General features: G+C 72.1%; 18 protein-coding genes and 2 pseudogenes. 12 read left to right on the forward strand and 8 right to left on the reverse strand.

The window, feature by feature from the left end:
• The first annotated feature begins 12 nt into the window (after positions 1-12).
• A complete protein-coding gene (locus tag OHB56_RS36470; RefSeq protein WP_406358118.1) occupies positions 13-1,239 on the forward strand; it encodes a phospholipase D-like domain-containing protein in 1,227 nt (408 codons plus the stop codon).
• 179 nt (positions 1,240-1,418) lie between these two features.
• Positions 1,419-1,776 (forward strand): annotated as a pseudogene (locus tag OHB56_RS36475) (IS5/IS1182 family transposase); the annotation flags it as partial.
• A 368-nt stretch (positions 1,777-2,144) separates the two neighbouring features.
• Here OHB56_RS36475 and OHB56_RS36480 read toward each other — a convergent pair.
• Positions 2,145-3,137, reverse strand: coding sequence for an ATP-binding protein (locus OHB56_RS36480; protein WP_406358119.1), 993 nt, complete (start codon positions 3,135-3,137; stop codon positions 2,145-2,147).
• Between the two features lie 659 nt (positions 3,138-3,796).
• On the opposite strand from OHB56_RS36480, the gene OHB56_RS36485 reads away from it, so the two are divergent.
• A complete protein-coding gene (locus OHB56_RS36485; RefSeq protein WP_406358121.1) occupies positions 3,797-4,174 on the forward strand; it encodes a hypothetical protein in 378 nt (125 codons plus the stop codon).
• A gap of 62 nt (positions 4,175-4,236) precedes the next feature.
• Here OHB56_RS36485 and OHB56_RS36490 read toward each other — a convergent pair whose 3' ends face one another.
• The gene (locus OHB56_RS36490) at positions 4,237-4,998 is read right to left on the reverse strand and encodes a CDP-alcohol phosphatidyltransferase family protein (protein WP_406358123.1); all 762 of its coding nucleotides are present in this window, start codon (positions 4,996-4,998) and stop codon (positions 4,237-4,239) included.
• A gap of 108 nt (positions 4,999-5,106) precedes the next feature.
• On the opposite strand from OHB56_RS36490, the gene OHB56_RS36495 reads away from it, so the two are divergent.
• The 5 genes and pseudogenes from OHB56_RS36495 to OHB56_RS36515 all read left to right on the forward strand — a co-directional run.
• Positions 5,107-6,093: a zinc-binding alcohol dehydrogenase gene (locus OHB56_RS36495; protein WP_406358125.1), complete on the forward strand. Its 987-nt coding sequence runs from the start codon at positions 5,107-5,109 to the stop codon at positions 6,091-6,093.
• A 174-nt stretch (positions 6,094-6,267) separates the two neighbouring features.
• On the forward strand, positions 6,268-6,666 hold the full coding sequence (locus OHB56_RS36500; protein ID WP_326755991.1) for a 6-carboxytetrahydropterin synthase: 399 nt from the start codon (positions 6,268-6,270) through the stop codon (positions 6,664-6,666).
• On the forward strand, positions 6,663-7,940 hold the full coding sequence (locus OHB56_RS36505) for a glycosyltransferase family 4 protein (protein WP_326755992.1): 1,278 nt from the start codon (positions 6,663-6,665) through the stop codon (positions 7,938-7,940). The genes OHB56_RS36500 and OHB56_RS36505 overlap by 4 nt, the downstream gene beginning before the upstream one ends.
• The gene (locus OHB56_RS36510) at positions 7,937-8,956 is read left to right on the forward strand and encodes a methyltransferase domain-containing protein (protein WP_406358127.1); all 1,020 of its coding nucleotides are present in this window, start codon (positions 7,937-7,939) and stop codon (positions 8,954-8,956) included. Before OHB56_RS36505 ends, OHB56_RS36510 begins: the two co-directional genes overlap by 4 nt.
• 221 nt (positions 8,957-9,177) lie before the next feature.
• Positions 9,178-9,933, forward strand: a pseudogene (locus tag OHB56_RS36515) (YbhN family protein); the annotation flags it as partial.
• Positions 9,934-10,136: 203 nt separating this feature from the next.
• Here OHB56_RS36515 and OHB56_RS36520 read toward each other — a convergent pair.
• Positions 10,137-10,910, reverse strand: a complete 774-nt coding sequence (locus tag OHB56_RS36520; RefSeq protein ID WP_326755994.1) for a creatininase family protein — start codon at positions 10,908-10,910, stop codon at positions 10,137-10,139.
• Between the two features lie 41 nt (positions 10,911-10,951).
• Between OHB56_RS36520 and ribA the strand changes: the two genes are divergently transcribed.
• Complete coding sequence (ribA, locus tag OHB56_RS36525) at positions 10,952-11,611, forward strand: GTP cyclohydrolase II (protein ID WP_055593912.1); 660 nt, start codon at positions 10,952-10,954, stop codon at positions 11,609-11,611.
• 31 nt (positions 11,612-11,642) lie between these two features.
• On the opposite strand, the gene OHB56_RS36530 is transcribed toward ribA, so the two are convergent.
• Entirely contained in the window at positions 11,643-12,890 is a 1,248-nt protein-coding gene (locus OHB56_RS36530) for a serine hydrolase domain-containing protein (RefSeq protein ID WP_406358129.1), read from the reverse strand.
• A gap of 136 nt (positions 12,891-13,026) precedes the next feature.
• On the opposite strand from OHB56_RS36530, the gene OHB56_RS36535 reads away from it, so the two are divergent.
• Positions 13,027-13,473 carry a PPOX class F420-dependent oxidoreductase gene (locus OHB56_RS36535; protein WP_326755996.1) on the forward strand — a complete coding sequence of 149 codons (447 nt, stop codon included), beginning with the start codon at positions 13,027-13,029 and terminating at the stop codon, positions 13,471-13,473.
• A gap of 320 nt (positions 13,474-13,793) precedes the next feature.
• On the opposite strand, the gene OHB56_RS36540 is transcribed toward OHB56_RS36535, so the two are convergent.
• Positions 13,794-15,164 carry an MFS transporter gene (locus tag OHB56_RS36540; protein WP_406358131.1) on the reverse strand — a complete coding sequence of 457 codons (1,371 nt, stop codon included), beginning with the start codon at positions 15,162-15,164 and terminating at the stop codon, positions 13,794-13,796.
• A 201-nt stretch (positions 15,165-15,365) separates the two neighbouring features.
• A complete protein-coding gene (locus OHB56_RS36545; protein ID WP_326755998.1) occupies positions 15,366-16,037 on the reverse strand; it encodes a TetR/AcrR family transcriptional regulator in 672 nt (223 codons plus the stop codon).
• A gap of 142 nt (positions 16,038-16,179) precedes the next feature.
• Between OHB56_RS36545 and OHB56_RS36550 the strand changes: the two genes are divergently transcribed.
• Both OHB56_RS36550 and OHB56_RS36555 read left to right on the forward strand, forming a co-directional pair.
• The gene (locus tag OHB56_RS36550) at positions 16,180-17,064 is read left to right on the forward strand and encodes a shikimate dehydrogenase (protein ID WP_406359286.1); all 885 of its coding nucleotides are present in this window, start codon (positions 16,180-16,182) and stop codon (positions 17,062-17,064) included.
• A 68-nt stretch (positions 17,065-17,132) separates the two neighbouring features.
• Positions 17,133-18,998: a bifunctional sugar phosphate isomerase/epimerase/4-hydroxyphenylpyruvate dioxygenase family protein gene (locus OHB56_RS36555; RefSeq protein ID WP_406358133.1), complete on the forward strand. Its 1,866-nt coding sequence runs from the start codon at positions 17,133-17,135 to the stop codon at positions 18,996-18,998.
• A gap of 37 nt (positions 18,999-19,035) precedes the next feature.
• On the opposite strand, the gene OHB56_RS36560 is transcribed toward OHB56_RS36555, so the two are convergent.
• Positions 19,036-19,620, reverse strand: a complete 585-nt coding sequence (locus OHB56_RS36560) for a histidine phosphatase family protein (RefSeq protein ID WP_326756000.1) — start codon at positions 19,618-19,620, stop codon at positions 19,036-19,038.
• 5 nt (positions 19,621-19,625) lie between these two features.
• A complete protein-coding gene (gene gnd, locus OHB56_RS36565; protein WP_406358135.1) occupies positions 19,626-20,552 on the reverse strand; it encodes a phosphogluconate dehydrogenase (NAD(+)-dependent, decarboxylating) in 927 nt (308 codons plus the stop codon).
• Positions 20,553-20,639: the final 87 nt, after the last annotated feature.

The raw sequence follows: 20,639 nt of genomic DNA on the forward strand, positions 1-20,639 counted from the left end.
AGGAAGTTGTAAATGAAGCTGCGTCATATTGCGCCCGTGGCGGCTGCCGTCCTGGGAGCGGCTCTCCTGGGGGTCCCCGCGACGACCGCCGTGGCTGATGACACTGTGCCCCTCACCACCACGTTCAATGATCCGGTGGGGACCACGGCCCAGCAGGACGCCATCCGGGACCAGTTGCTGTCCCTGATCAACCGGGCCCCAGCGGGCTCCATAATCTACGGCAGCATCTACAAGATCACCGACAGCAAGGTGAAGGATGCGCTGCTCGCCGCCGATCAGCGCGGAGTGCTGGTCAAGCTGATCGTCGACGACGACACCGTCGACATCAGCGGCAGCCAGTACCGGGCGCTCGCGGACGGACTGAGCACCGATCTGCCGGCCAAGCGCTCATGGGTGCTGGCCTGCCCGAAAGGCCGTGGCTGCATCGGCAACCGCGCCATCGGTACTGGCCACGCCATCGACCACAACAAGTTCTTCCTGTTCTCCAAGGTCGGCAGCACCGAGAACGTGATCTTCCAGGCCTCGGCGAACCTGACCACCGCACAGCGCCAGACCTTCTACAACAACGCCGTCACCATCCCCGACAACGGTTCCGGCCTCTTCGCGACCTACCTCGCCTACTTCCAGGACCTCAAGAAGTACGGCTCCAACGGGGGCAACGGACTCTCGACGTACTACAAGACCCAGCAGAGCGGCCCGTACAAGACCTACTTCATGCCCCGCCAGGAATCCTCGGGGACCACCTACTCGACCGACGCGTCCACGGATACGATCGTCTCCCTGCTGGGCAACGTGGACTGCGCCGGCGGTGCCACCCAGATCCGCATCGGCATGTACGCCTTCACCCGCTCGCAGATCGCCGACAAGCTGGTGGAGCTGAAGAAGGCCGGTTGCCGGGTGGAGCTCGTCCGCAATGCCGAGGACGGCAACTACGGAACCAAGGTGCAGGGCATCCTCGCCGGAAAACTCACCTCCATCATGCGGTGCGACGGAACCGCGCAGAACGCCGACGGGACGCAGCGCATCATCGGCATTCACAGCAAGTACATGCTCATCGAGGGTACCTATCTGGGCACTGCCGACCGGAAGCTCGTCTTCACCGGCAGCCACAACTACACCTACCCCAGCCTCCGCGCGTATGACGAGACCCTGCTCAAGATCGACAACGCGGCCTTCTACAACAGCTTCAAGGCCAACTTCACCAACATGCAGAAGAGTCCCTACTGCACCAAGGAGTGATCCGGCCGGTACCTGTCCCGCGTGAAAACCCGGGTGGGGTTCGGCTGACGCCCCGGCACCGCCGCCCGGAGCCGTGTAAGAGGTAGCACGGTTGGGCGCGGGTGGGGCCAGTTGCCAGAAGGGGCAGGCACAGGTTCCGCGATCATGGAGTTGCGAAGCTCTGTGATCATGGGCGATCTGTGCCTGCGCCGCCCTCATGGCTGACCGAACCCGCTGTGCGACCAATTCGCCGTCCTGCTGCCACAGCGGCCCGAGTTCGATCCGACCCACCCGTCGGGCCGCCACCGACGCCGGATCAGCGACCGGATCGTCTTCGACGAACTGCTGCAAGTCCTTCGCTTCGGCTGCTCCTATCAGGCGATCACAGACTCCACGTGCTCGGCCACCACGATCCGCAGCCGCCGCGACGAGCGGGTACGCCTGGGGCTGTTCGTAGGCCTGAAGCAGATCGCGCTTCAGGCCTACGACCGCATCGTCGGTCTCGTCCTGGACCAGATCGCCGTGGACGGTGCCATCACCAAGGCCCCCGGCGGCGGCGGCGAGCATCCGCCTCGCGCCCTCGCGGACGATCTCGTCGATCAGGAAGCCGGTGGCGGTGGTGGCGTCTTCGTCAGCCGACGGACGCTCTGCAATGTCCTTGGCCGATAGCCGTTTCACGATGGGTGCAGGGGCTGCGGTGGGGGACTTGCACCAAGCGGCCGTGCCGAAAGGCAGCTTTCCGGTGGCCGCGTAAGCCAGGGGCGTTCCCCGGGCGAACATGTCCCCGCCGATCCGGTCGCGCCCGTGTGGTGCTGCTCGGGTACGGGCGCGAGGACCTGGTCCGGCTGCTCGACGCGGCCGGTGTCGAGCAGCCCGACAGAGAGCAGCCGGACCAGGGGGAGTGGTGCCGATGGGGTGACGGTGCGTCAGCAGGGCAGGGTCGCCGGGCCGGGGAGGTACTCCGGATCCACCTGGGCGGCCAGGTTCTCGCCGGTGCGGGCGTCGGCCCAGGAGCGGGCGTTGCGGAGGTGGAACTCCACGGCGTGGCGGTGCAGGCGGTCCCAGTCGCGGGGGTGGGAGTCGACGGCCTCATGCATGACGGTCAGGGCGTGGCGGTTGTGGGGCTCCAGTGCGCTCAAGGGGTCCGAGGCATTCGGAGCGGCGGGGTTTACGGGCGCGGTCCTGCCCTGTTCCGCCGCCCGTACCCAGTCCGAGTGCACGAGGTGGGTCAGGAGGTCGTCGCCCACCTGTTCCTTGAGGAAGAGGAGGTCCTCCTCGCAGGTGACCTTGTTGCCGACGACCGCGACGCGGATGCCGAACTCGAGGGCGTGGTCCCGGTACTGGCGGTAGACGGAGACGCCCTTGCGGGTGGGTTCGGCGACCAGGAAGGTGAGGTCGAAGCGGGTGAAGAGGCCGGAGGCGAAGGCGTCGGCGCCGGCGGTCATGTCGACCACCACGTATTCGCCGGGGCCGTCGATGAGGTGGCCCAGGTACAGCTCCACCGCGCCCAGCTTGGAGTGGTAGCAGGCCACGCCCAGGTCGCTGTCGTCGAACTCGCCCGTGGCCATCAGCGGGACGCCGCCGGCCCGGGAGACGTGCCGCGTGTGCAGTTCGTCGTCGCCGAGCAGGCTCAGGAGACGGGAGCCGCGGCCGGGCGGAGTCGTCTTGATCATCGACTCGGTGGAGGTGATGCGGGGGTTGGTGCCGCGCAGGTACGCCTTGATGTCGTGCAGGCGCGGGCCCAGGGGAGGGGGCGTCACCGGGGTGTCCCCGGCGGGGGAGAGTGCCTCGGCCAGGTGCTGGTTGATGTCGCCGTCGATGGCGAGCACCGGGGCGCCGGCGGCGGCCAGGTGACGGGAGAAGAGGGCCGACATCGTCGTCTTGCCGCTGCCGCCCTTGCCGACGAACGCGATCCTCATCGGCACCCCGCCTTTTTGAAAACGAATGTCATATCGCTAGGTTCTAAGGGTGTGGTCGCGACGGTGTCAAATCCGTTGCCGCGTGTCGCGCCCGCCCGTCGTGCCTTTCACCCGAACGGACGGCCCTGGAGTACTGGACGTCCTGGCTGTGGACGACGGGGCCCGCGCTTCGCCGCCGTCGGCGGGCCGGTAACCCGCCTGCCGTCAGCCGAGGTGCCCGTCGATCACGCGTGGCGCGTTGGCGTCCCCGAAGCCTCGTCCCTCGCACCATGCAGGGGCGACCTCGGTCAAGCAGGTGGCGAACGTCGCCTTCCCCGGGTTCGGAAGTTCAGCCTCGGCGTAGTCACCGAGCAACCCGTATCCCTGGCCGGGGGTGCAGCCGACAAAGCTGTCGTAGAAGCCGTCCGGGGCGATGGCGGCGGTCGGCAGGACGCGGGACTTCCCCCGACGGTGCCCCGGGTGGTCCTGGCCTGCGTCACGGGGGCGGCGGGACTGCTGCCCCGGCGCGGGTGACGGGACACCTCAGGCCCGTTCCGTGTTCCGGCCCCCGGTGTCGCCGACGCGGACCGCGCGGTGTCTGTCGTCGGCGCGGTGCCGTGCCGCGCCGTGCCGTGCGGTGTGGTGCGGGGGCTCGCTCCCCGTTGAGGCATGCTGTACGCATGCGTTCCGAAGCCATAGCCCAATTGCACGACTTGCGCGAGCTGTTGGCGTCCATCCAGGAGCCGTCCAGTATCCGCCGGGCCGCCGAACTGGAGGGCGCCGCCGAGAAGGTCGCCTCCTGTGCCGCGGACCTGGTCGACGTCGAGGTCCCCCGCGACCTTCAGCTCCGGCTCGCCTTGGCCGTCAGAGCCCTTCAGGACGCGGAGAAGGCGGCTCGTGCCCACCGCCGCAACCCGCTGACCCGCCCGCTCTCCCATGCCCGCTTCGCACTGAACACGGGCAAGGCCGGCGGCTGGATCCACGGCACTCTGCAGATCCTGGACCCCGAGAACACGCCCCCGTCCCCCTACGATCCGGACGAGGCGAACGCCGGGTGACCGACCGCAGGGCCCGCGCCGGCCACCGCGGCCGACCGGGTGTCACCGCGGCCGACCGGGCGTCACTGCGCGACGAGTTCCCGCGTCGGCCGCTCGATGTGGGCGGGTCGCACCCGTGAGGCGCGCAGCAGCCACAGCACGTCCCGGCCGAACGACCACACCAGCAGTCCCAGCGCCAGCGCCGCCACCCCGACGTTGACCAGGTGCGGCAGCAGGTTCGCGCCCGCCACCAGCAGGAGCACGCCCTGGAGCGCGGCCACCGTCTTGCGGGCCGTGCTCGGCGGCAGCGCGGCGTTCAGCCACGGCCACACCCGGGCCGCGGCGACGAAGACGTACCGCATGCCGCCGATCAGCAGCACCCAGGGCCCCATCGCCATCGACACGTACACGCTGAGCACCAGGATGAGGAACGCGTCCACCTCCATGTCGAAGCGGGCGCCCAGCGGCGTCGACGTGCCCGTCCTGCGCGCCACCTTGCCGTCCACCCCGTCGAGGATGAGGGCCACCGCGGTCAGGCCGACGAACAGGGTGACGGGCGGTGAGTCCTGGAAGGAGTCGGCCACCAGCGCGGTCACCCCGCCGACCAGGATCGCCCGGCCGAGCGTGACCCGGTTGGCCGCGCCGAACGAGCGCAGCCGGGACCGGTGCAGGGCCCGGGAGAGCACCGCCCAGGTGGCGATCGCGAACGCGAGGCCGGTCAGCCAGCCCGCAGGGCCCATGCCGATCGCCGTACCGATCAGCGCCAGCAGCAGGACCTGTATGCCCGCCCCCACAGCGGTCTCCTGCTGTACGAGCCTTGCGTCGTAACTGTTGTTCAGGGCCACCGAACACCCTCCGGCCGTGTGACAGAGTCGATCAAGGCCGCTACCTTGTGCGCGGCCTGTGCACCTCTCGGTACGCGTGCAACCTGCCGATCGTTCAGGAGGAATTCGATGAACCGCGCCGCTCATGCGTTCTGGCTCGACTCGCCGGGCCGAGGTGAGATCCGCGAAGTCCCCCTGTCCGGGCCGGGCGAGGACGAGGTCCTGGTGCGCTCGCTGTACTCCGGTGTGAGCCGCGGCACGGAGACCCTCGTCTTCCGCGGCCAGGTGCCCGAGAGCCAGCACGCCGCGATGCGCGCGCCGTTCCAGGAGGGCGACTTCCCGGGGCCGGTGAAGTACGGCTACCTCAACGTGGGCGTGGTGGAGGAAGGACCGAGGACACTCGTCGGGCGGACGGTCTTCTGCCTCTACCCGCACCAGACCCGCTACGTCGTCCCGGCGAGCGCGGTGACCCCCGTGCCCGACACCGTGCCCGCCCGACGGGCCGTGCTCGCCGGCACCGTGGAGACCGCCGTCAACGCCCTGTGGGACGCGGCGCCGTTGATCGGCGACCGGATCGCCGTCGTCGGCGGCGGCATGGTCGGCAGCTCGGTCGCCGCGCTGCTGGCCCGCTTCCCGGGCGTACGGGTCCAGCTCGTCGACGCCGACCCGGCGCGCGCCAAGACCGCCGAGGCCCTCGGCGTCGGCTTCGCGCTGCCCGCGGACGCCCTCGGCGGCTGCGACCTGGTCGTGCACGCCAGCGCCACCGAACAGGGCCTCGCCCGGTCCCTCGAACTCCTCTCGGCCGAGGGCACGGTGATCGAGCTGAGCTGGTACGGCGACCGGAAGGTGAGCCTTCCGCTGGGCGAGGACTTCCACTCACGGCGGCTCGTCATCCGCAGCAGCCAGGTCGGCACGGTCTCCCCGGCCCGCCCCGGCCGCAGCTACGCCGACCGGCTCGCCCTCGCCCTCGATCTGCTGGCCGACCCGGCCCTGGACGCGCTCGTCACCGGCGAGTCGGAGTTCGCGGAACTGCCCGCCCTCATGCCCCGCCTCGCCTCCGGCGAGATCCCGGCACTGTGTCACCTCGTGCGGTACGGCGAGGCCGACGCCGGCTGACTCCGGTTCAGGCCGGGTGAGGGGCCCAAGTCCGCCCCGAGAACAAGCCCCGGGCCCTGACCTGAGAAAAGACACACCTGACGCTGAACGCCGGGAGGCGTACGGCCGTACTACCCGGCATCCCCGGCGGCGATCGGCCGGGGAGCAGACGCGCCGCACCTGGAGGGTCGTCCGTTGTTCAGCATCACCGTCCGCGATCACATCATGATCGCCCACAGCTTCCACGGCGAGGTCTTCGGACCGGCCCAACGCCTGCACGGGGCCACGTTCCTCGTGGACGCCACGTTCCGGCGCGAACAGTTGGACGAGGACAACCTCGTCGTCGACATCGGCCTGGCCACACAGGAACTCGGGGCCGTGGCCGGCGAGCTGAACTACCGCAACCTCGACAACGAACCCGACTTCGCGGGGATCAACACCTCCACGGAGTACCTGGCCAAGGTCATCGCGGACCGGCTCGCCGAGCGCATCCACAAGGGTGCGCTGGGGGAGGGCGCCAAGGGCATCACGGGACTCACCGTCACCCTGCACGAGTCGCACATCGCCTGGGCGAGTTACGAGCGTGCGCTGTGACCGAGACAACCATCGACACGGCCCTCGGCGTGACCCACCAGGCCGTCGACCGTGCCCGCCTGGACTACGTTCCGCTGCAGTCCTCGGCCCAGGCACCCGCACCGACCGCCGCCCAGGCGCCTGCCCCGTCCGCCGCCGCCCAGGCTTCCGCCCGATGGAACGGGGGGATCATCCCCATGTCCCTGCGCCGTGTGCACTTCCTGATGCCGGGCGGCGTCGACGACCCGTCGGTGCCGAGCGGCGGCAACGCGTACGACCGGCGCGTGTGCCTGGACCTGCCCGGATTCGGCTGGCAGGTGGAGCGGCACGCCGTGGCCGGCGACTGGCCCCGTCCGGACGCCGCCGCCCGCGCCGCGCTCGCCCGCACCCTGCGCGAACTGCCGGACGGCGCCGTCGTCCTGCTGGACGGGCTGGTCGCCTGCGGGGTGCCCGAGGTCGTCGTCCCGGAGGCGGAACGGCTGCGCATGGCCGTCCTCGTCCACCTCCCGCTCGGCGACGAGACCGGGCTCGCCCCGGCCCTCGCCGCCGACCTGGACGCCCGCGAGCGCACGGTCCTGCGCGCGGTGCCCGCCGTGATCGGCACCAGCGACTGGGCGGTACGCCGCCTGGTCTCCCACCACGGACTCGCGCCCGACCGCGTCCACGTCGCCGCTCCCGGCGCCGACATCGCGCCCCTCGCCTCCGGCACCGACGGCGTCTCCCGCCTGCTCTGCGTCGCCGCCGTCACCCCGCGCAAGGGACAGCACCGGCTGGTGGAGGCACTGGCCGCGGTGTCGGACCTGCCGTGGAGCTGCGCCCTGGTCGGCGGGCTCGCCCACGACCCCGAGTACGTCACCCATCTGCGGTACCTGATCGGCAAGCACGGCCTCAAGGACCGGCTCGAGCTGACGGGGCCGAAGGCCGGCGCCGAGCTCGACGCCAGTTACGCCACCGCCGACCTGATGGTCCTCACCTCGTACGCCGAGACGTACGGCATGGCGGTCACCGAGGCACTGGCGCGCGGCATCCCGGTCCTGGCCACCGATGTCGGCGGCCTGCCCGAGGCGGTCGGCCGCGCCCCCGACGGAGGGGTGCCCGGCATCCTCGTCCCGCCGGAGAATCCCGCCGCCATCGCCGTCGAACTGCGCGGCTGGTTCGGCGAGGCGGACGTCCGCCGCCGGCTGAAGGCGGCCGCGCGCGGCCGGCGTGCCGCGCTCGGTGGCTGGGCGAGCACCGCACAGAGCCTGGCGACGGTACTGCGCCGGCTTCCTGCCGAACCCCGGAGGGCCGCATGACCGACCAGGCGACGACACAGCAGACCGGCAGCGGCACCGACGCGGTCCCGGCCCAGCCCGGTCCCCGGTACGAGGACACCCGGTCCGTCATCCCCGGCGCCGGCCCCGCCGCACCGCGACCCGGTGAGCGGGCCACGCTCCGCTTGCGGGGGACCGGCACCGACACCGACACCGAGTCGGACGAACCCGCCCGGTACGCGCCCGAGTGGCTCCAGCTGCGCGAGCCCGCCGACGCCTTCGCGCGGGCCCACGACCTGCTCGACCCGCTGCGCATCCGGCTGGCCAACCTGCCCCGGCGGGCCGACGGTTTCATCATCCACGACATCGGCTGCGGCACCGGCTCGATGGGCCGCTGGCTCGCGCCCCGCCTGGACGGCGCCCAGCACTGGGTCCTGCACGACCGGGACCCCTACCTCCTGCACTTCGCCGCCGTCGCCTCCCCGCGGTCCGCCACCGACGGCAGCCGCGTCAGCGTGGAGACCCGGCGCGGTGACGTCGCCCGGCTCACCGCGGACGCCCTGGCCGGCGCCTCCCTGGTGACGGCCTCCGCACTCCTCGACGTCCTCACCCGCGAGGACGTCGACGCCCTCGCCGCCGCCTGTGCCGGAGCCGGCTGCCCGGCGCTGCTGACGCTGTCGGTGGCCGGACGGGTCGAACTGACCGCACCGCACCCACTCGACCAGGAGATCACCGAGGCGTTCAACGCCCACCAGAAGCGAGGCGGACTGCTCGGCCCGGACGCGGCCACCGCGGCCGCGGAGGCCTTCTCCGAGCACGGGGCGACCGTACGGATCAACCCGAGCCCCTGGCGGCTCGGCCCCGAGCAGGCCGGGCTGACCGCGCAGTGGCTGCGGGGCTGGGTCGGCGCGGCCGTGGAGGAACGCCCCGAACTGGCGGAGCCCGCGGGCCGTTACCTGGCCGAGCGCCTGGAAGCCTGCGCCGCGGGCGACCTGCGGGTCGTCGTCCACCACAGCGACCTGCTCGCCCTGTGCCGGCCGGCGGGCGGCGCGGCGTGACTGCCCGGGCGGCGGAGACACCGGCACGGGGCACGCCGGTCGCGAAGACCGCGGCCTCGACGACGGGGCCGGGGAGGGGAGCGGAGCCGGAGAGCTCCCCGCCGGACCCCGAACGCACCGGCGACGGCACCGCAACCGGCCCCCGCGCCCTCCTCGCCCGGCTCAACACCCCCGCCGTACGCACCCGGCTCGGCACCCTCGCCGGCGTCGTCATCCTCGCCGTGCTGCTGTGGCGCCTGGGCACCGGTGTCTTCGTCGACGGGCTGCGCCGGATCGACGGGCCGTCCCTGCTGGCGGCACTCGGGATCGGGCTGGTGACCACGGTGTTCAGTGCCTGGCGCTGGGCGCTGGTGGCCCGCGGCCTGCGCATCCGGCTGCCGCTTGCCCCGGCGGTCGCCGACTACTACCGCGCCCTGTTCCTGAACGCGGCCCTGCCCGGTGGTGTCCTCGGCGACGTCCACCGCGCGGTGCGGCACGGGCAGAGCACCGGTGACCTGGGCCGCGGGGTGCGGTCCGTCGTCCTGGAGCGGATGGCCGGACAGCTCGCGCTGTTCGTCGCCGGGGCCGTGATGCTGCTGACCCTGCCGTCCCCGGTCCGGGACGACCTCCGGCAGACGGCGGCGCCGGCGGGCCTCGCCGTGCTGGGCGCCTGTGCCGTCGTCCTCGCCCTGCGCATGAACCGGCCGCGGCCGTCCCGCCGGGGCCGGGCCCTGCGGTCGGCGCTCGCCGAGGCACGCGAAGGGCTGCTGTCCCGGCGCAACGGGCCGGGCGTCCTCGTCTCCTCCGCCGTCGTCCTCGCCGGATACCTGGCGATGTTCGTCCTCGCCGCCCGCGTCGCCGGGGTCGGCGCGACCGTGACCGAACTGCTGCCGCTGGCCGTCCTGGCGCTGCTCGCCATGTCACTGCCGCTGAACGTCGGCGGCTGGGGACCCCGCGAGGGCGTCGCCGCCTGGGCGTTCGGCGCCGCGGGACTGGGCGCGGGCCGGGGCCTGACCGTCGCCGTGGTCTACGGAGTGCTCAGCCTCGCGGCGAGCCTGCCCGGCGTGCTCGTGCTCGTCGCCCGCTGGTACGCCGGCCTGCGCGCCGGCCGGCGTACGGGCGCCGCCACCACGGCCCCACCCGCACCCGTGCCCGCCTCCCACGCCCAGGACGCTCCCGGCCGCGCGCCGCTCGCCCCGGACTACGCGTCGCCGCCACTGGAGGTGAGCATCGAGAAATACGCGCCGAAGGAATCCACCAGGCTCGCCAGAAGTTCCCTGCCCTTTTCCGCGGAACCCAGCGAAGGGCGGCCGATGACACCGGAATCGGTATAGGCGGACATTCCCAGCGTGAGCAACTGGCGCCGGTCGTCGGCGACATGATCGGAGGTCTCATAACCGGGTCGGAGCAATTCGGGATGAGTGTGCAGAAGGATGGAGGTCTCGATTTCCCCCGCGTGCATGTCGGTGAGCAGTGAGGTTGCCACACCGGCGTGCCGGAGCGCGCTCTCCCAGTCCTCCGGGGCGGGGAACAGCGCCATGCGTTCGCCGCGGGCGGAGGATTCCTGAACGACGTTGCCGAGCACGTAGTTTCCGCCGTGTCCGTTGACCACCACCAGGGTGTCCACACCGGACCGGCGCAGCGAGTCGGCGATGTCCCGTACCACCGCGTGAAGGGTCACGGAGGAGATGGAGACGGTCCCCGGCCAGGCCGCATGCTCGTGCGAGCAGCCGATCGTCACCGGAGGCAGGAGATGCACCGGGTACGCGTCGGCGATCTCCCGCGCGACGGCACACGCCACCAGCGTGTCGGTCGCCAACGGCAGGAACGGGCCGTGCTGTTCGAAACTGCCGACGGGAAGGACCGCGACCTGCCGTGAGACGTCGGCGCCCCGCTTCCGTACATCTTCTGTAGTATCCGCCGGCAACAGACCGTGGACCGGGCCGTATGCCGCCGACCGCTTTGAACCACTCATATCCTCACGGCCTTTCGTCTCTGCTTAGGAACTCGAGAATCATGACAGAAAACATAGGCGTACTCGGCAAGAAGCCCTCGCAGCGGACCGGCGTGGAACGCGTCGTGAATGCGCCGTTGCCCACCGTGTACGGAAAGTTCCAGGCGGTCGGCTACCTGGACCACGACCGCGGTGACGAACAAGTCGCCCTGGTCTACGGAGACATCGGCACGGACCAGGTCCTCACCCGGCTGCACTCCGAATGCCTGACCGGGGACGCGTTCGGCTCCCAGCACTGCGAGTGCGGCGACCAGCTCGCCTCCGCGCTGCGCGCCGTGGCCGCCGAAGGAGCGGGCGTCGTCGTCTACTTGAGAGGGCACGAGGGCCGCGGCATCGGCCTGCTGGCGAAGCTGCGCGCGATGGCCCTGCAGGCGGAGGGGCTCGACACGGTCGAGGCGAACCTCGCCCTCGGCCTGCCGGTGGACGCCCGCGACTACGGCGTCGCCGCCGGCATCCTCCGGGACCTGGGGGTGGAGTCGGTCCGGCTGATGTCCAACAACCCGCGCAAACGCGACGCGCTGCAGCGGCACGGTGTCCAGGTCACCGAGCAGGTACCGCTGTTGATACCGCCGTGCGAGAGCAACATCACGTACCTGCGCACCAAGCGGGAGCGCCTCGACCACAACCTGCCCCACCTCGACGCGGTGGCGCACTGGTCCTGACGGCGCCCCCGGCCGGGCGGCGGCAGCGGGTTCAGCCGGCCACGGCCTCGTGCGCGAGCCGCTTGAGGTCCCGGAAGACCGTGTGGGAGGACCTGGGCCGCACCTGCGTGTAGAACTGCACGGTCAGGTCGCGGCCCGGGTCGACCCAGAACGCCGTGGTGGCGACCCCCGTCCAGCCGTACGTGCCGAGGCCGGACGGGGCCTGCGTACGGGACGGGTCGACGACGACGGAGACGCCGAGGCCGAAGCCGACCCCCTCGTTGCCGGGCTCGTCGTGGGCCGGACGGCTGCCGAAGGCGCGCAGATCGGCGCCGCCGGGAAGCTGGTTGCGGGTCATCAGGTCCACGGTTCCGGGAGCGAGCAGCCGGACGCCGTCCAGCTCGCCCCGCCGCCGCAGGAGTTCCATGAAGCGGTGCATGTCGTGGGCCGAGGCCACCAGACCCCCGCTGCCGGACAGGAACCGGGGCCGGCCGTGCAGCGGCAGCCCGGCGACGGGCTCGAGGCCGTAGTGGTCACCGCCGCCGGAGCCGTCCGTCTCCCCGTACAACTCCGCGAGCCGCCCGGCCTGTTCGCCGGTGACGTGGAACCCGGCGTCCGTCATCCCCAGCGGGCCGAGGATCCGCTCGGCGAAGAAGACGTCGAGCGGCTGTCCGGAGACCACCTCGATGATCCGCCCCAGCACGTTGGAGGCGACCGAGTAGTTCCACTGCGTCCCCGGGTCGAACTGCAGCGGCAGCCGCGCGTACGCGTCGACCGTCCCGGCGAGGTCCGTTCCCGGCGCCACGGACGAGTCCAGCCCGGCCTCGCGGTACAGGCCGTCCACGGGATGGGCGTGGTAGAAGGCGAACGTCAGCCCGGCCGTGTGGGTCATCAGATGCCGTACGAGCAGGGGGCCCGCGGCAGGACGCGTCCGTATCCCGTCGCCGGAGCCGCTCTCGTACACGCGGGGCTCGGCGAACGCCGGCAGGTGGCGGCCGACCGGGTCGTCCAGGGACAGCCGGCCCTCCTCCACGAGGGTCAGCGCGGCCACCGCCGTCACCGGTTTGGTCATCGAGTAGATCCGCCACAGGGTGTCACTCTCCACCGGCAGCCCGGCCGCGACGTCCCGCCGCCCGTACGCCGTGAGGTGGGCGATCCGCCCGCCCCGTGCGACGGACACCAGGAATCCGGGCAGCCGCCCCTCGTCGACCTCGTGCGCGAAGTGCCGGTCCAGCCGGCCCAGCGCCTTCGCGTCCAGGCCGGTCTCCTCCGGGTCGGCCTCCTGCCGCAGCACTCCCATGGCACTCCTTCGATCAAGCTCACGAGCCGATGGCGACATACCCCGCCCGGACCGTGCCGCACCTCGCCCGTGTACGGGAACACACCGGCGAATCCCGTCGGGAACACCCGACCCCGTGTGCCCCGTTGAGCCGGGTATGACACAGGACACACAGTGGGCCCTGCTGGGGCTGATCGGCGACGAGAACGGCGGGGTGCTCGTCACCCTGAAGCAGGACGGACGGCCCCAGCTGTCGAACGTCAACCACGCCTACTATCCCGACGAGCGGTTGATCCGCGTCTCGATCACGGACGACCGCGCCAAGACCCGCAATCTGCGGCGCGATCCCCGGGCCTCCTACCACGTGACGACCTCCGACCGGTGGGCGTACACGGTCGCCGAGGGCACCGCCGAACTGTCGCCCGTCGCCGCCGACCCGCACGACGGGACGGTGGAGGAACTCATCCGGCTCTATCGCGACGTCAACGGTGAGCACCCCGACTGGGACGACTACCGCGCCGCCATGGTCCGCGACCGCCGCCTCGTGCTGCGGCTGCGGGTGGAGCGGGCGTACGGGATTCCGCGGCGCGGCGAGCAGTCGTAGTCGTAGGACCCCGGTCCCCGCCGGACGGCCGATGCTTCCATGAGCGGGGGCCCCTACGCCGCGGAGCGGATCGGCGTGCGGTTTCGGTGCCGAGGAGAACACCCGGGGGAGCGGACCTCATGTCCGTCGACGCTCGCAGCCACATCCGGAACGAGTGGGGCGTCACCCTCGAGGACCCCGACGGTTGTCGACCCGTGCTGTGCCGGCGCGGGTGGTCCAACCGGTAGGGGCGGGGCAGGGCGGTACGGGGCGGGGCGCGCCGACGCGAGACCCCCGGAGCCGGTGTCCGGCTCCGGGGGCCCGGGCCCGGGGCCGGTGGGTCAGGCCGTCACTTTCTCCGACCGGGCCACCCCGCCGTCGGCCGTGCGTTCGCCGAGCAGTTCGGTCGGAACGCGGTGCGTCTCCCGGGCGGAGAGCGCCGCGATCACCGGCGGTACGCACAGGGCGGCCGTGAACAGCGCCACCGCCGTCCAGTCGTCGCCGTCCGGGCCGGCGATCTGCGCGGCGAAGGTGACCGCGAAACCGGCCACCGCGAACCCGATCTGGGTGCCGATCGCCACGCCCGAGAGCCGCACCCGGGTCGGGAACATCTCGCCGTAGAAGGAGGGCCACACACCGTTCGCGGCGCTGTAGACGACACCGAAGGCGGTGATGCCCAGGAGCATCGTCAGCGCGAAGTTCCCGGTGGAGACGGCCCACAGGTAGGCGAACATCGCCACCGCGCTGCCGGCGGCGCCGACCAGGTAGACCGGCCGGCGGCCGATCCGGTCGGAGAGCGTGGCCCACAGCGGGATCGCGGCGAGCGCGACGACGTTCGCCAGCGCGGCCACCCACAGCATCGACGTGCGGGACATGCCGACCGAGTCACTGGTCGCGTACGCCAGCGCCCACACCGTGAAGATCGTGCTGACCGAGGCGACCAGCGCACCCGCGACCACCCGCAGGACGTCCGCCCAGTGCTCGCGCAGCAGCACCACCAGCGGCAGCTTCACGACACCCTCGGTCGCGGTCTGCTGCTCGAAGGCCGGAGTCTCGTCGAGCTTGCGGCGGATCACGTACCCGACGACGGCGACCGCGACGCTCATCCAGAACGGCACCCGCCAGCCCCACGAGAGCAACTGCTCCTCGGGCATCGCGGCCACCGGGATGAAGACCAGCGTGGCGAGCAGCTGACCGCCCTGCGTGCCGCTCAGGGTGAAACTGGTGAAGAAGCCGCGCCGGTGGGACGGCGCGTGTTCCAGGGTCATCGAGTTCGCGCTGGCCTGCTCGCCCGCCGCCGAGATGCCCTGCAGGACGCGGCACAGCACCAGCAGGACCGGCGCGAGGGTGCCGACCTGGTCGCGGGTGGGCAGACAGCCGATGAGGAATGTCGACAGGCCCATCAGCATCAGGGTGAAGACCATGATCTTCTTGCGGCCGACCCGGTCCCCGTAGTGGCCGAGGAACAGCGCGCCGACGGGCCGGGCCGCGTACGCGACACCGAACGTCGCCAGGGACAGCAGAGTGGCGGTGGCGGGGTCGGAGTCGTCGAAGAAGACCTCCGGGAAGATCAGCGCCGCCGCGCTGCCGTAGATGAAGAAGTCGTAGTACTCCAAAGCGCTGCCGATCCAGGCGGCGGTCGCCGCCTTCTTCGGCTGTCCGGGCGGCTGTCCGGGCGGAGAGGCGTCGCGGGGCGGGGTGGGGACGGACACGGCGGGCTCCTTCGGGGGACTCCACGACGGTACGCGGAGGACGAGCGGAGGGGAGGCGCCGCAGTGCTAATTAACCCACTGGGTAGTTAGTCGCGGCTGGGTACGGATGCTGCGCCCGACCGTGCGCGGTGTCAAGGGGTGGCGTCGCGCGGACTTGCTCCGGGATTGCCGGAGCGGGGGCCGACGCGCACCGTGCGCAGGTCAGTCCGTCGCCCGCTCCGCCGTCAGGTACGCGATCACCATGTCGCCCAGCATCGCCCGGTAGTGCTCGCGCCGGTCCGCGTCGACCAGGTCGCGGCCGAACAGCGCGCCGAAGGTGTGCCGGTTGGACACCCGGAAGAAGCAGAACGCGCTGATCATCGCGTGCAGGTCGACGGCGTCCACATCGGCCGTGAACAGGCCCGAGCTCTGCCCGGCGGACAGGATCCGGCGGATCACGTCGAGCGCGGGCGAGCCCATCCGGCCGAGCTTCCCGGAGGCCGCGATGTGCTGTGCGTCGTGGATGTTCTCGATGCTCACCAGGCGGATGAAGTCCGGGTGCCGCTCATGGTGGTCGAAGGTCACCTCGGCCAGGCGCCGGATGGCCGCCACCGGGTCCAGGTGGTCGACGTCCAACTCCTGCTCGGCCTCCCGGATCACGCCGTACGCGCGCTCCAGCACGGCCGTGAACAGCTGCTCCTTGCCGCCGAAGTAGTAGTAGATCATCCGCTTGGTGGTGCGGGTGCGGGCGGCGATCTCGTCGACGCGGGCGCCGTCGTAGCCGGCCCGCGCGAACTCCCGGGTCGCCACGTCGAGGATCTCGGCCCTGGTGCGGGCGGCGTCACGGACGCGCTCGCGCTCGCCGGGCCGTGCCGGTTCTTCGGCGCTGGTCATGGCTTCCTTCGGGTGAGAGGGCAGTGCCGGTGATTGTAGAAGGGGACCGTTCCGGGCTCGTCGGGACTTCCGCGCTGCCCGGCCGGCTGATATAGCTAACGTACTGGTTCGTACATTAGTGAGCCGTTCTCTGGAGGCGCCGGTGCTCAAGGACTCGTATCTCGTCGGGCTGATCGGCTCCGGCATCGGCCCGTCGCTCAGCCCCGCGCTGCACGAGCGGGAGGCCGACCTGCAGGGCCTGCGCTGTCTGTACCGGCTCCTCGACCTGGACGTGATCGACGTACCGCCCGAGGGCGTGGGCGAGCTGCTGAGCGCGGCCCGGCTGCTCGGATTCGACGGGCTCAACATCACCCACCCGTGCAAGCGGCACGTCGTCGAGCACCTGGACGCGCTCGATCCGCAGGCCGAGGCGCTCGGCGCGGTCAACACCGTCGTCTTCGAGGACGGCCGGGCCGTCGGCCACAACACGGACGTCACCGGCTTCGCCGCCTCCTTCGCCCGCGGCCTGCCCGACGTGCCGCTGGAGCGCGTGGTGCAGCTCGGCGCGGGCGGCGCCGGCGCCGCCGTCGCGCACGCCGTCCTCACCCTCGGCGCCGGACGGGTCACCGTGGTCGACGCCCTGCCCGAGCGGGCCGACGAACTCGCCGGCTCCCTGAACCGCGCCTTCGGCGCCGACCGCGCCACCGCCGCCCCCCTGGACCTGCTGCCCGAGCTCCTCGCCGCCGCCGACCGCAGCGGCGGCCTGGTGCACGCGACCCCCACCGGCATGGCCGCCCACCCGGGCCTGCCCCTGCCCGCGGACCTGCTGCACCCCGGACTGTGGGTCGCCGAAGTCGTCTACCGGCCCCTCGAGACCGACCTGCTGCGCGCCGCCCGCGCCGCGGGCTGCGCCACCCTCGACGGCGGCGGCATGGCCGCCTTCCAGGCCGCCGACGCGTTCCGTCTGTTCACCGGCCGGGAACCCGACTCCGCCCGCATGCTCGCCCATCTCACCGACCTCACCGGCCCGGTGCCCGCTCCCCAGTAGCACTCGGAACAAGGAACTCGCGGAACTCGCGGAGTTCCACGGAACGTCACGGAAGCAGAGGTACCGACGTGCGTACGTCCATCGCCACCGTCTCCCTCAGCGGCACCCTCACCGAGAAACTCACCGCCGCCGCCCGCGCGGGCTTCGACGGCGTGGAGATCTTCGAGAACGATCTGCTCGCCAGTCCGCTCACCCCGCGGGAGATCCGCGCCCGCTGCGCCGACCTGGGACTCACCGTCGACCTCTATCAACCGATGCGGGACATCGAGGCGGTGCCCGCCGAGCTGTTCGCCCGCAACCTGCGGCGCGCCCGGCACAAGTTCGGACTGATGCGCGAACTCGGCGCCGACACCGTGCTCGTCTGCTCCAGCGTCGACCCCGAGGCGGTCGACGACGACGCCCTCGCCGTCGCACACCTGCGCGAACTGGCCGACCTGGCACAGGACTTCGGCGTCCGCGTCGCCTACGAGGCGCTGGCCTGGGGGCGGCACGTCAGTACGTACGACCACGCCTGGCGCATCGTCGAGGCGGCAGGGCATCCGGCGCTCGGCACCTGTCTGGACAGCTTCCACATCCTCTCCCGGGGTTCCGATCCCCGGGGCATCGAGGGCATCCCCGGCGAGAAGATCTTCTTCCTCCAGCTGGCCGACGCCCCGCTGCCCGCGATGGACGTGCTCCAGTGGAGCCGCCACCACCGCTGTTTCCCCGGACAGGGGGGCTTCGACGTCGCCGGTCTCGTCCGGCACGTCCTGCGCACCGGCTACGCCGGCCCCCTGTCCCTCGAGGTGTTCAACGACGTGTTCCGGCAGGCCGAGGCGGCCCCGACCGCCGTCGACGCCCGCCGCTCCCTGCTCGCGCTGCAGGAGGAGGTGGGGACGGTGGAAGCGAAGCAGCCGCCCGCCCCGCTCACGTCCGCCCCGCTCACGTCCGCCCCGGCCATCCCCGCCCCCGTCGTCCCCACCGGCTTCGCCTTCGCCGAACTCGTCACCGCCGACGCCGAACCCCTCACCGGGCTGCTGGGCGCCCTGGGCTTCGCCCGTACCGCCCGCCACCGCAGCAAGCCCGTCGACCTCTGGCAGCAGGGCGAGGCCCGGATCCTCGTCAACACGGGGGCCGTCGTACGCCGCGACGGGGCCCAACTCGCCGCAGTCGGCCTGGAGTCACCCGACCCCGGGGGCGCCGCCGACCGCGCGGAGGCCCTGCTGGCGCCCGTGCTGCCCCGCCGCCGTGCACCCGAGGACGCCCCGCTGGACGCGGTCGCCGCCCCCGACGGCACCGAACTGTTCTTCTGCGGCACCGGACGCGACGCCCGGCACAGCGACTGGCGGGCCGACTTCGAGGACGTCGGACAGCCCCCGGCCGCCCCCGGCGTCCGCCGCATCGACCATCTCGCGCTCACCCAGCCCTGGCACCACTTCGACGAGGCGGTCCTCTTCCACCGCAGCGTGCTCGGACTGGACGCCGAGGACAGCGTCGACGTCGCCGACCCCTACGGCCTGCAGCGCAGCCGTGCGGTCAGCAACCCCGACGGCACCGTCCGGATCGCCCTCACCGTCGGCGCCGCACCCACCGACGACACCGTGCACGCCCAGCACATCGCGTTCGCCACCGACGACGTGGTCGCCGCCGCCCGCCGGTTCCGCGACGCCGGCGCCCCGTTGCTGCCGATCCCCGCGAACTACTACGACGACCTCGCCGCCCGCTACGAGTTCGCCGACGGAGAGCTGGAGACGTACCGCGAGCTGGGCATCCTCTACGACCGCGACGAGGCCGGGGGCAGCCTGCGGCACTGCTACACCCGCACCGTCGGACGGGTGTTCTTCGAACTCCTCCAGCGTGACGGCGGCCACCGCGGCTACGGCGCCCGCAACGCGCCGGTACGACTCGCCGCCCAGCACGCCGTACGGACCGCGAGCGCCCTCGGCGGCGGCTGAGGAGCCGGGAGCCGGTTCCGCCGGGTCGGATCGTCGCTCAAGGCCGGGTGTTCCACTCCGCGATCACCGGATCGCCGTGCTCCAGCGACAGCCGGCTCAGCGTGCCCGTCTCCAGCCGGAACAGCCGTCCGGCCGCGGGCGGCAGGCCCAGCCGGCGTGCCGCCAGGACCCGCAGCAGGTGGCCGTGGGCCACGAGCATCACATCGCCCGCCTCGAGCTCCCCGGCCACCTTGGACAGCACCCGGTCGGCCCGCTCGCCGACCTGCCCGGGGGACTCGCCGGGAAACTCGGGACCGGGCGGCACGCCGTCGGTCCACAGGTCCCAGCCGGGCCGGGAGCGGTGGATGTCGGCGGTGGTCACGCCCTCGTAGCCGCCGTAGTCCCACTCCCGCAGGTCCGGCTCCGGCAAGGCGTCCGCCAGACCCGCCAGTTCGGCGGTGCGCCGGGCCCGGGCCAGCGGGCTGGTGAGGACGAGGGCGAAGGAACGGCCTTCGAGCAGCGGGGTCAGTGCCCTGGCCTGCGTCTCGCCGGCCTGGGTCAGGGGCAGGTCGGTACGGCCGGTGTGCCGCCCGGCCCTGCTCCACTCCGTCTCCCCGTGCCGGGCGAGCAGCAGATCGCCCACGGCCGCTACGCCCCGTCCGGGCTTCCCGGGGCCGCCGGGGCCGCCGGGTCGGGCTGGTCCGCGGACGCGACCGCGTGCCCGCCGAACTGTTTGCGCAGCGCCGCGACCATCCTCATCTGCGGCGAGTCCTCCTGCCGGGAGGAGAACCGGGCGAACAGGGAGGCCGTGATCGCGGGAAGCGGCACCGCGTTGTCGATGGCCGCCTCCACGGTCCAGCGGCCCTCGCCCGAGTCGTCGGCGTAGCCGCGCAGCTTCTCCAGGTGGACGTCCTCGTCCAGGGCGTCGACCGCGAGGTCGAGCAGCCAGGAGCGGATGACCGTGCCGTTCTGCCAGGAGCGGAACACCTCGCGGACGTTGTCCACCGAGTCGACCTTCTCCAGCAGTTCCCAGCCCTCGGCGTACGCCTGCATCATCGCGTACTCGATGCCGTTGTGGACCATCTTCGCGAAGTGCCCGGCACCGACCCGGCCGGCGTGGACGTAGCCGTACGGGCCGTCCGGCTTGAGCGCGTCGAAGATCGGCTTCAGGCGCTGCACGTCCTCCTCCTCGCCGCCGACCATGAGGGCGTAGCCGTGTTCCAGCCCCCACACACCGCCCGAGACACCCGCGTCGACGAAGCCGATGCCCCGGGCGCCCAGCTCCTTGGCATGCTTCTCGTCGTCCGTCCAGCGGGAGTTGCCGCCGTCGACGACGGTGTCACCCGGCTTGAGCAGGCTCCCCAACTGGTCGATGACGTGCTGGGTGACGGTACCGGCCGGGACCATCACCCAGACCGCACGCGGCCCGTCGAGCCGGCCGACGAGGTCGGCCAGATGGCCGACGTCGGAGAGGTCGGGATTGGTGTCGTAGCCGACGACGGTGTGTCCGGCGGCGCGAATGCGCTCGCGCATGTTGCCGCCCATCTTTCCGAGACCAACAAGACCGATCTGCATCTCAGTTCACTTCCCGATGTCGTGGTGGGCGGCCCACCGGGGCGGCGGGTCGGTGCGGACGTGTCACGGATGCCGGGCACGGCCGGG

The organism is Streptomyces sp. NBC_01635, assembly GCF_045209715.1.
GTDB lineage: Bacteria > Actinomycetota > Actinomycetes > Streptomycetales > Streptomycetaceae > Streptomyces > Streptomyces hirsutus.

Excerpts from the sequence above, each read along its gene's own strand:
- OHB56_RS36470 (WP_406358118.1), top strand. The coding sequence starts at position 13 with ATGAAGCTGCGTCATATTGCGCCCGTGGCGGCTGCCGTCCTGGGAGCG.
- OHB56_RS36480 (WP_406358119.1), bottom strand. The coding sequence starts at position 3,137 with ATGAGGATCGCGTTCGTCGGCAAGGGCGGCAGCGGCAAGACGACGATG.
- OHB56_RS36485 (WP_406358121.1), top strand. The coding sequence starts at position 3,797 with ATGCGTTCCGAAGCCATAGCCCAATTGCACGACTTGCGCGAGCTGTTG.
- OHB56_RS36495 (WP_406358125.1), top strand. The coding sequence starts at position 5,107 with ATGAACCGCGCCGCTCATGCGTTCTGGCTCGACTCGCCGGGCCGAGGT.
- OHB56_RS36510 (WP_406358127.1), top strand. The coding sequence starts at position 7,937 with ATGACCGACCAGGCGACGACACAGCAGACCGGCAGCGGCACCGACGCG.
- OHB56_RS36520 (WP_326755994.1), bottom strand. The coding sequence starts at position 10,910 with ATGAGTGGTTCAAAGCGGTCGGCGGCATACGGCCCGGTCCACGGTCTG.
- ribA (WP_055593912.1), top strand. The coding sequence starts at position 10,952 with ATGACAGAAAACATAGGCGTACTCGGCAAGAAGCCCTCGCAGCGGACC.
- OHB56_RS36530 (WP_406358129.1), bottom strand. The coding sequence starts at position 12,890 with ATGGGAGTGCTGCGGCAGGAGGCCGACCCGGAGGAGACCGGCCTGGAC.
- OHB56_RS36535 (WP_326755996.1), top strand. The coding sequence starts at position 13,027 with ATGACACAGGACACACAGTGGGCCCTGCTGGGGCTGATCGGCGACGAG.
- OHB56_RS36545 (WP_326755998.1), bottom strand. The coding sequence starts at position 16,037 with ATGACCAGCGCCGAAGAACCGGCACGGCCCGGCGAGCGCGAGCGCGTC.
- gnd (WP_406358135.1), bottom strand. The coding sequence starts at position 20,552 with ATGCAGATCGGTCTTGTTGGTCTCGGAAAGATGGGCGGCAACATGCGC.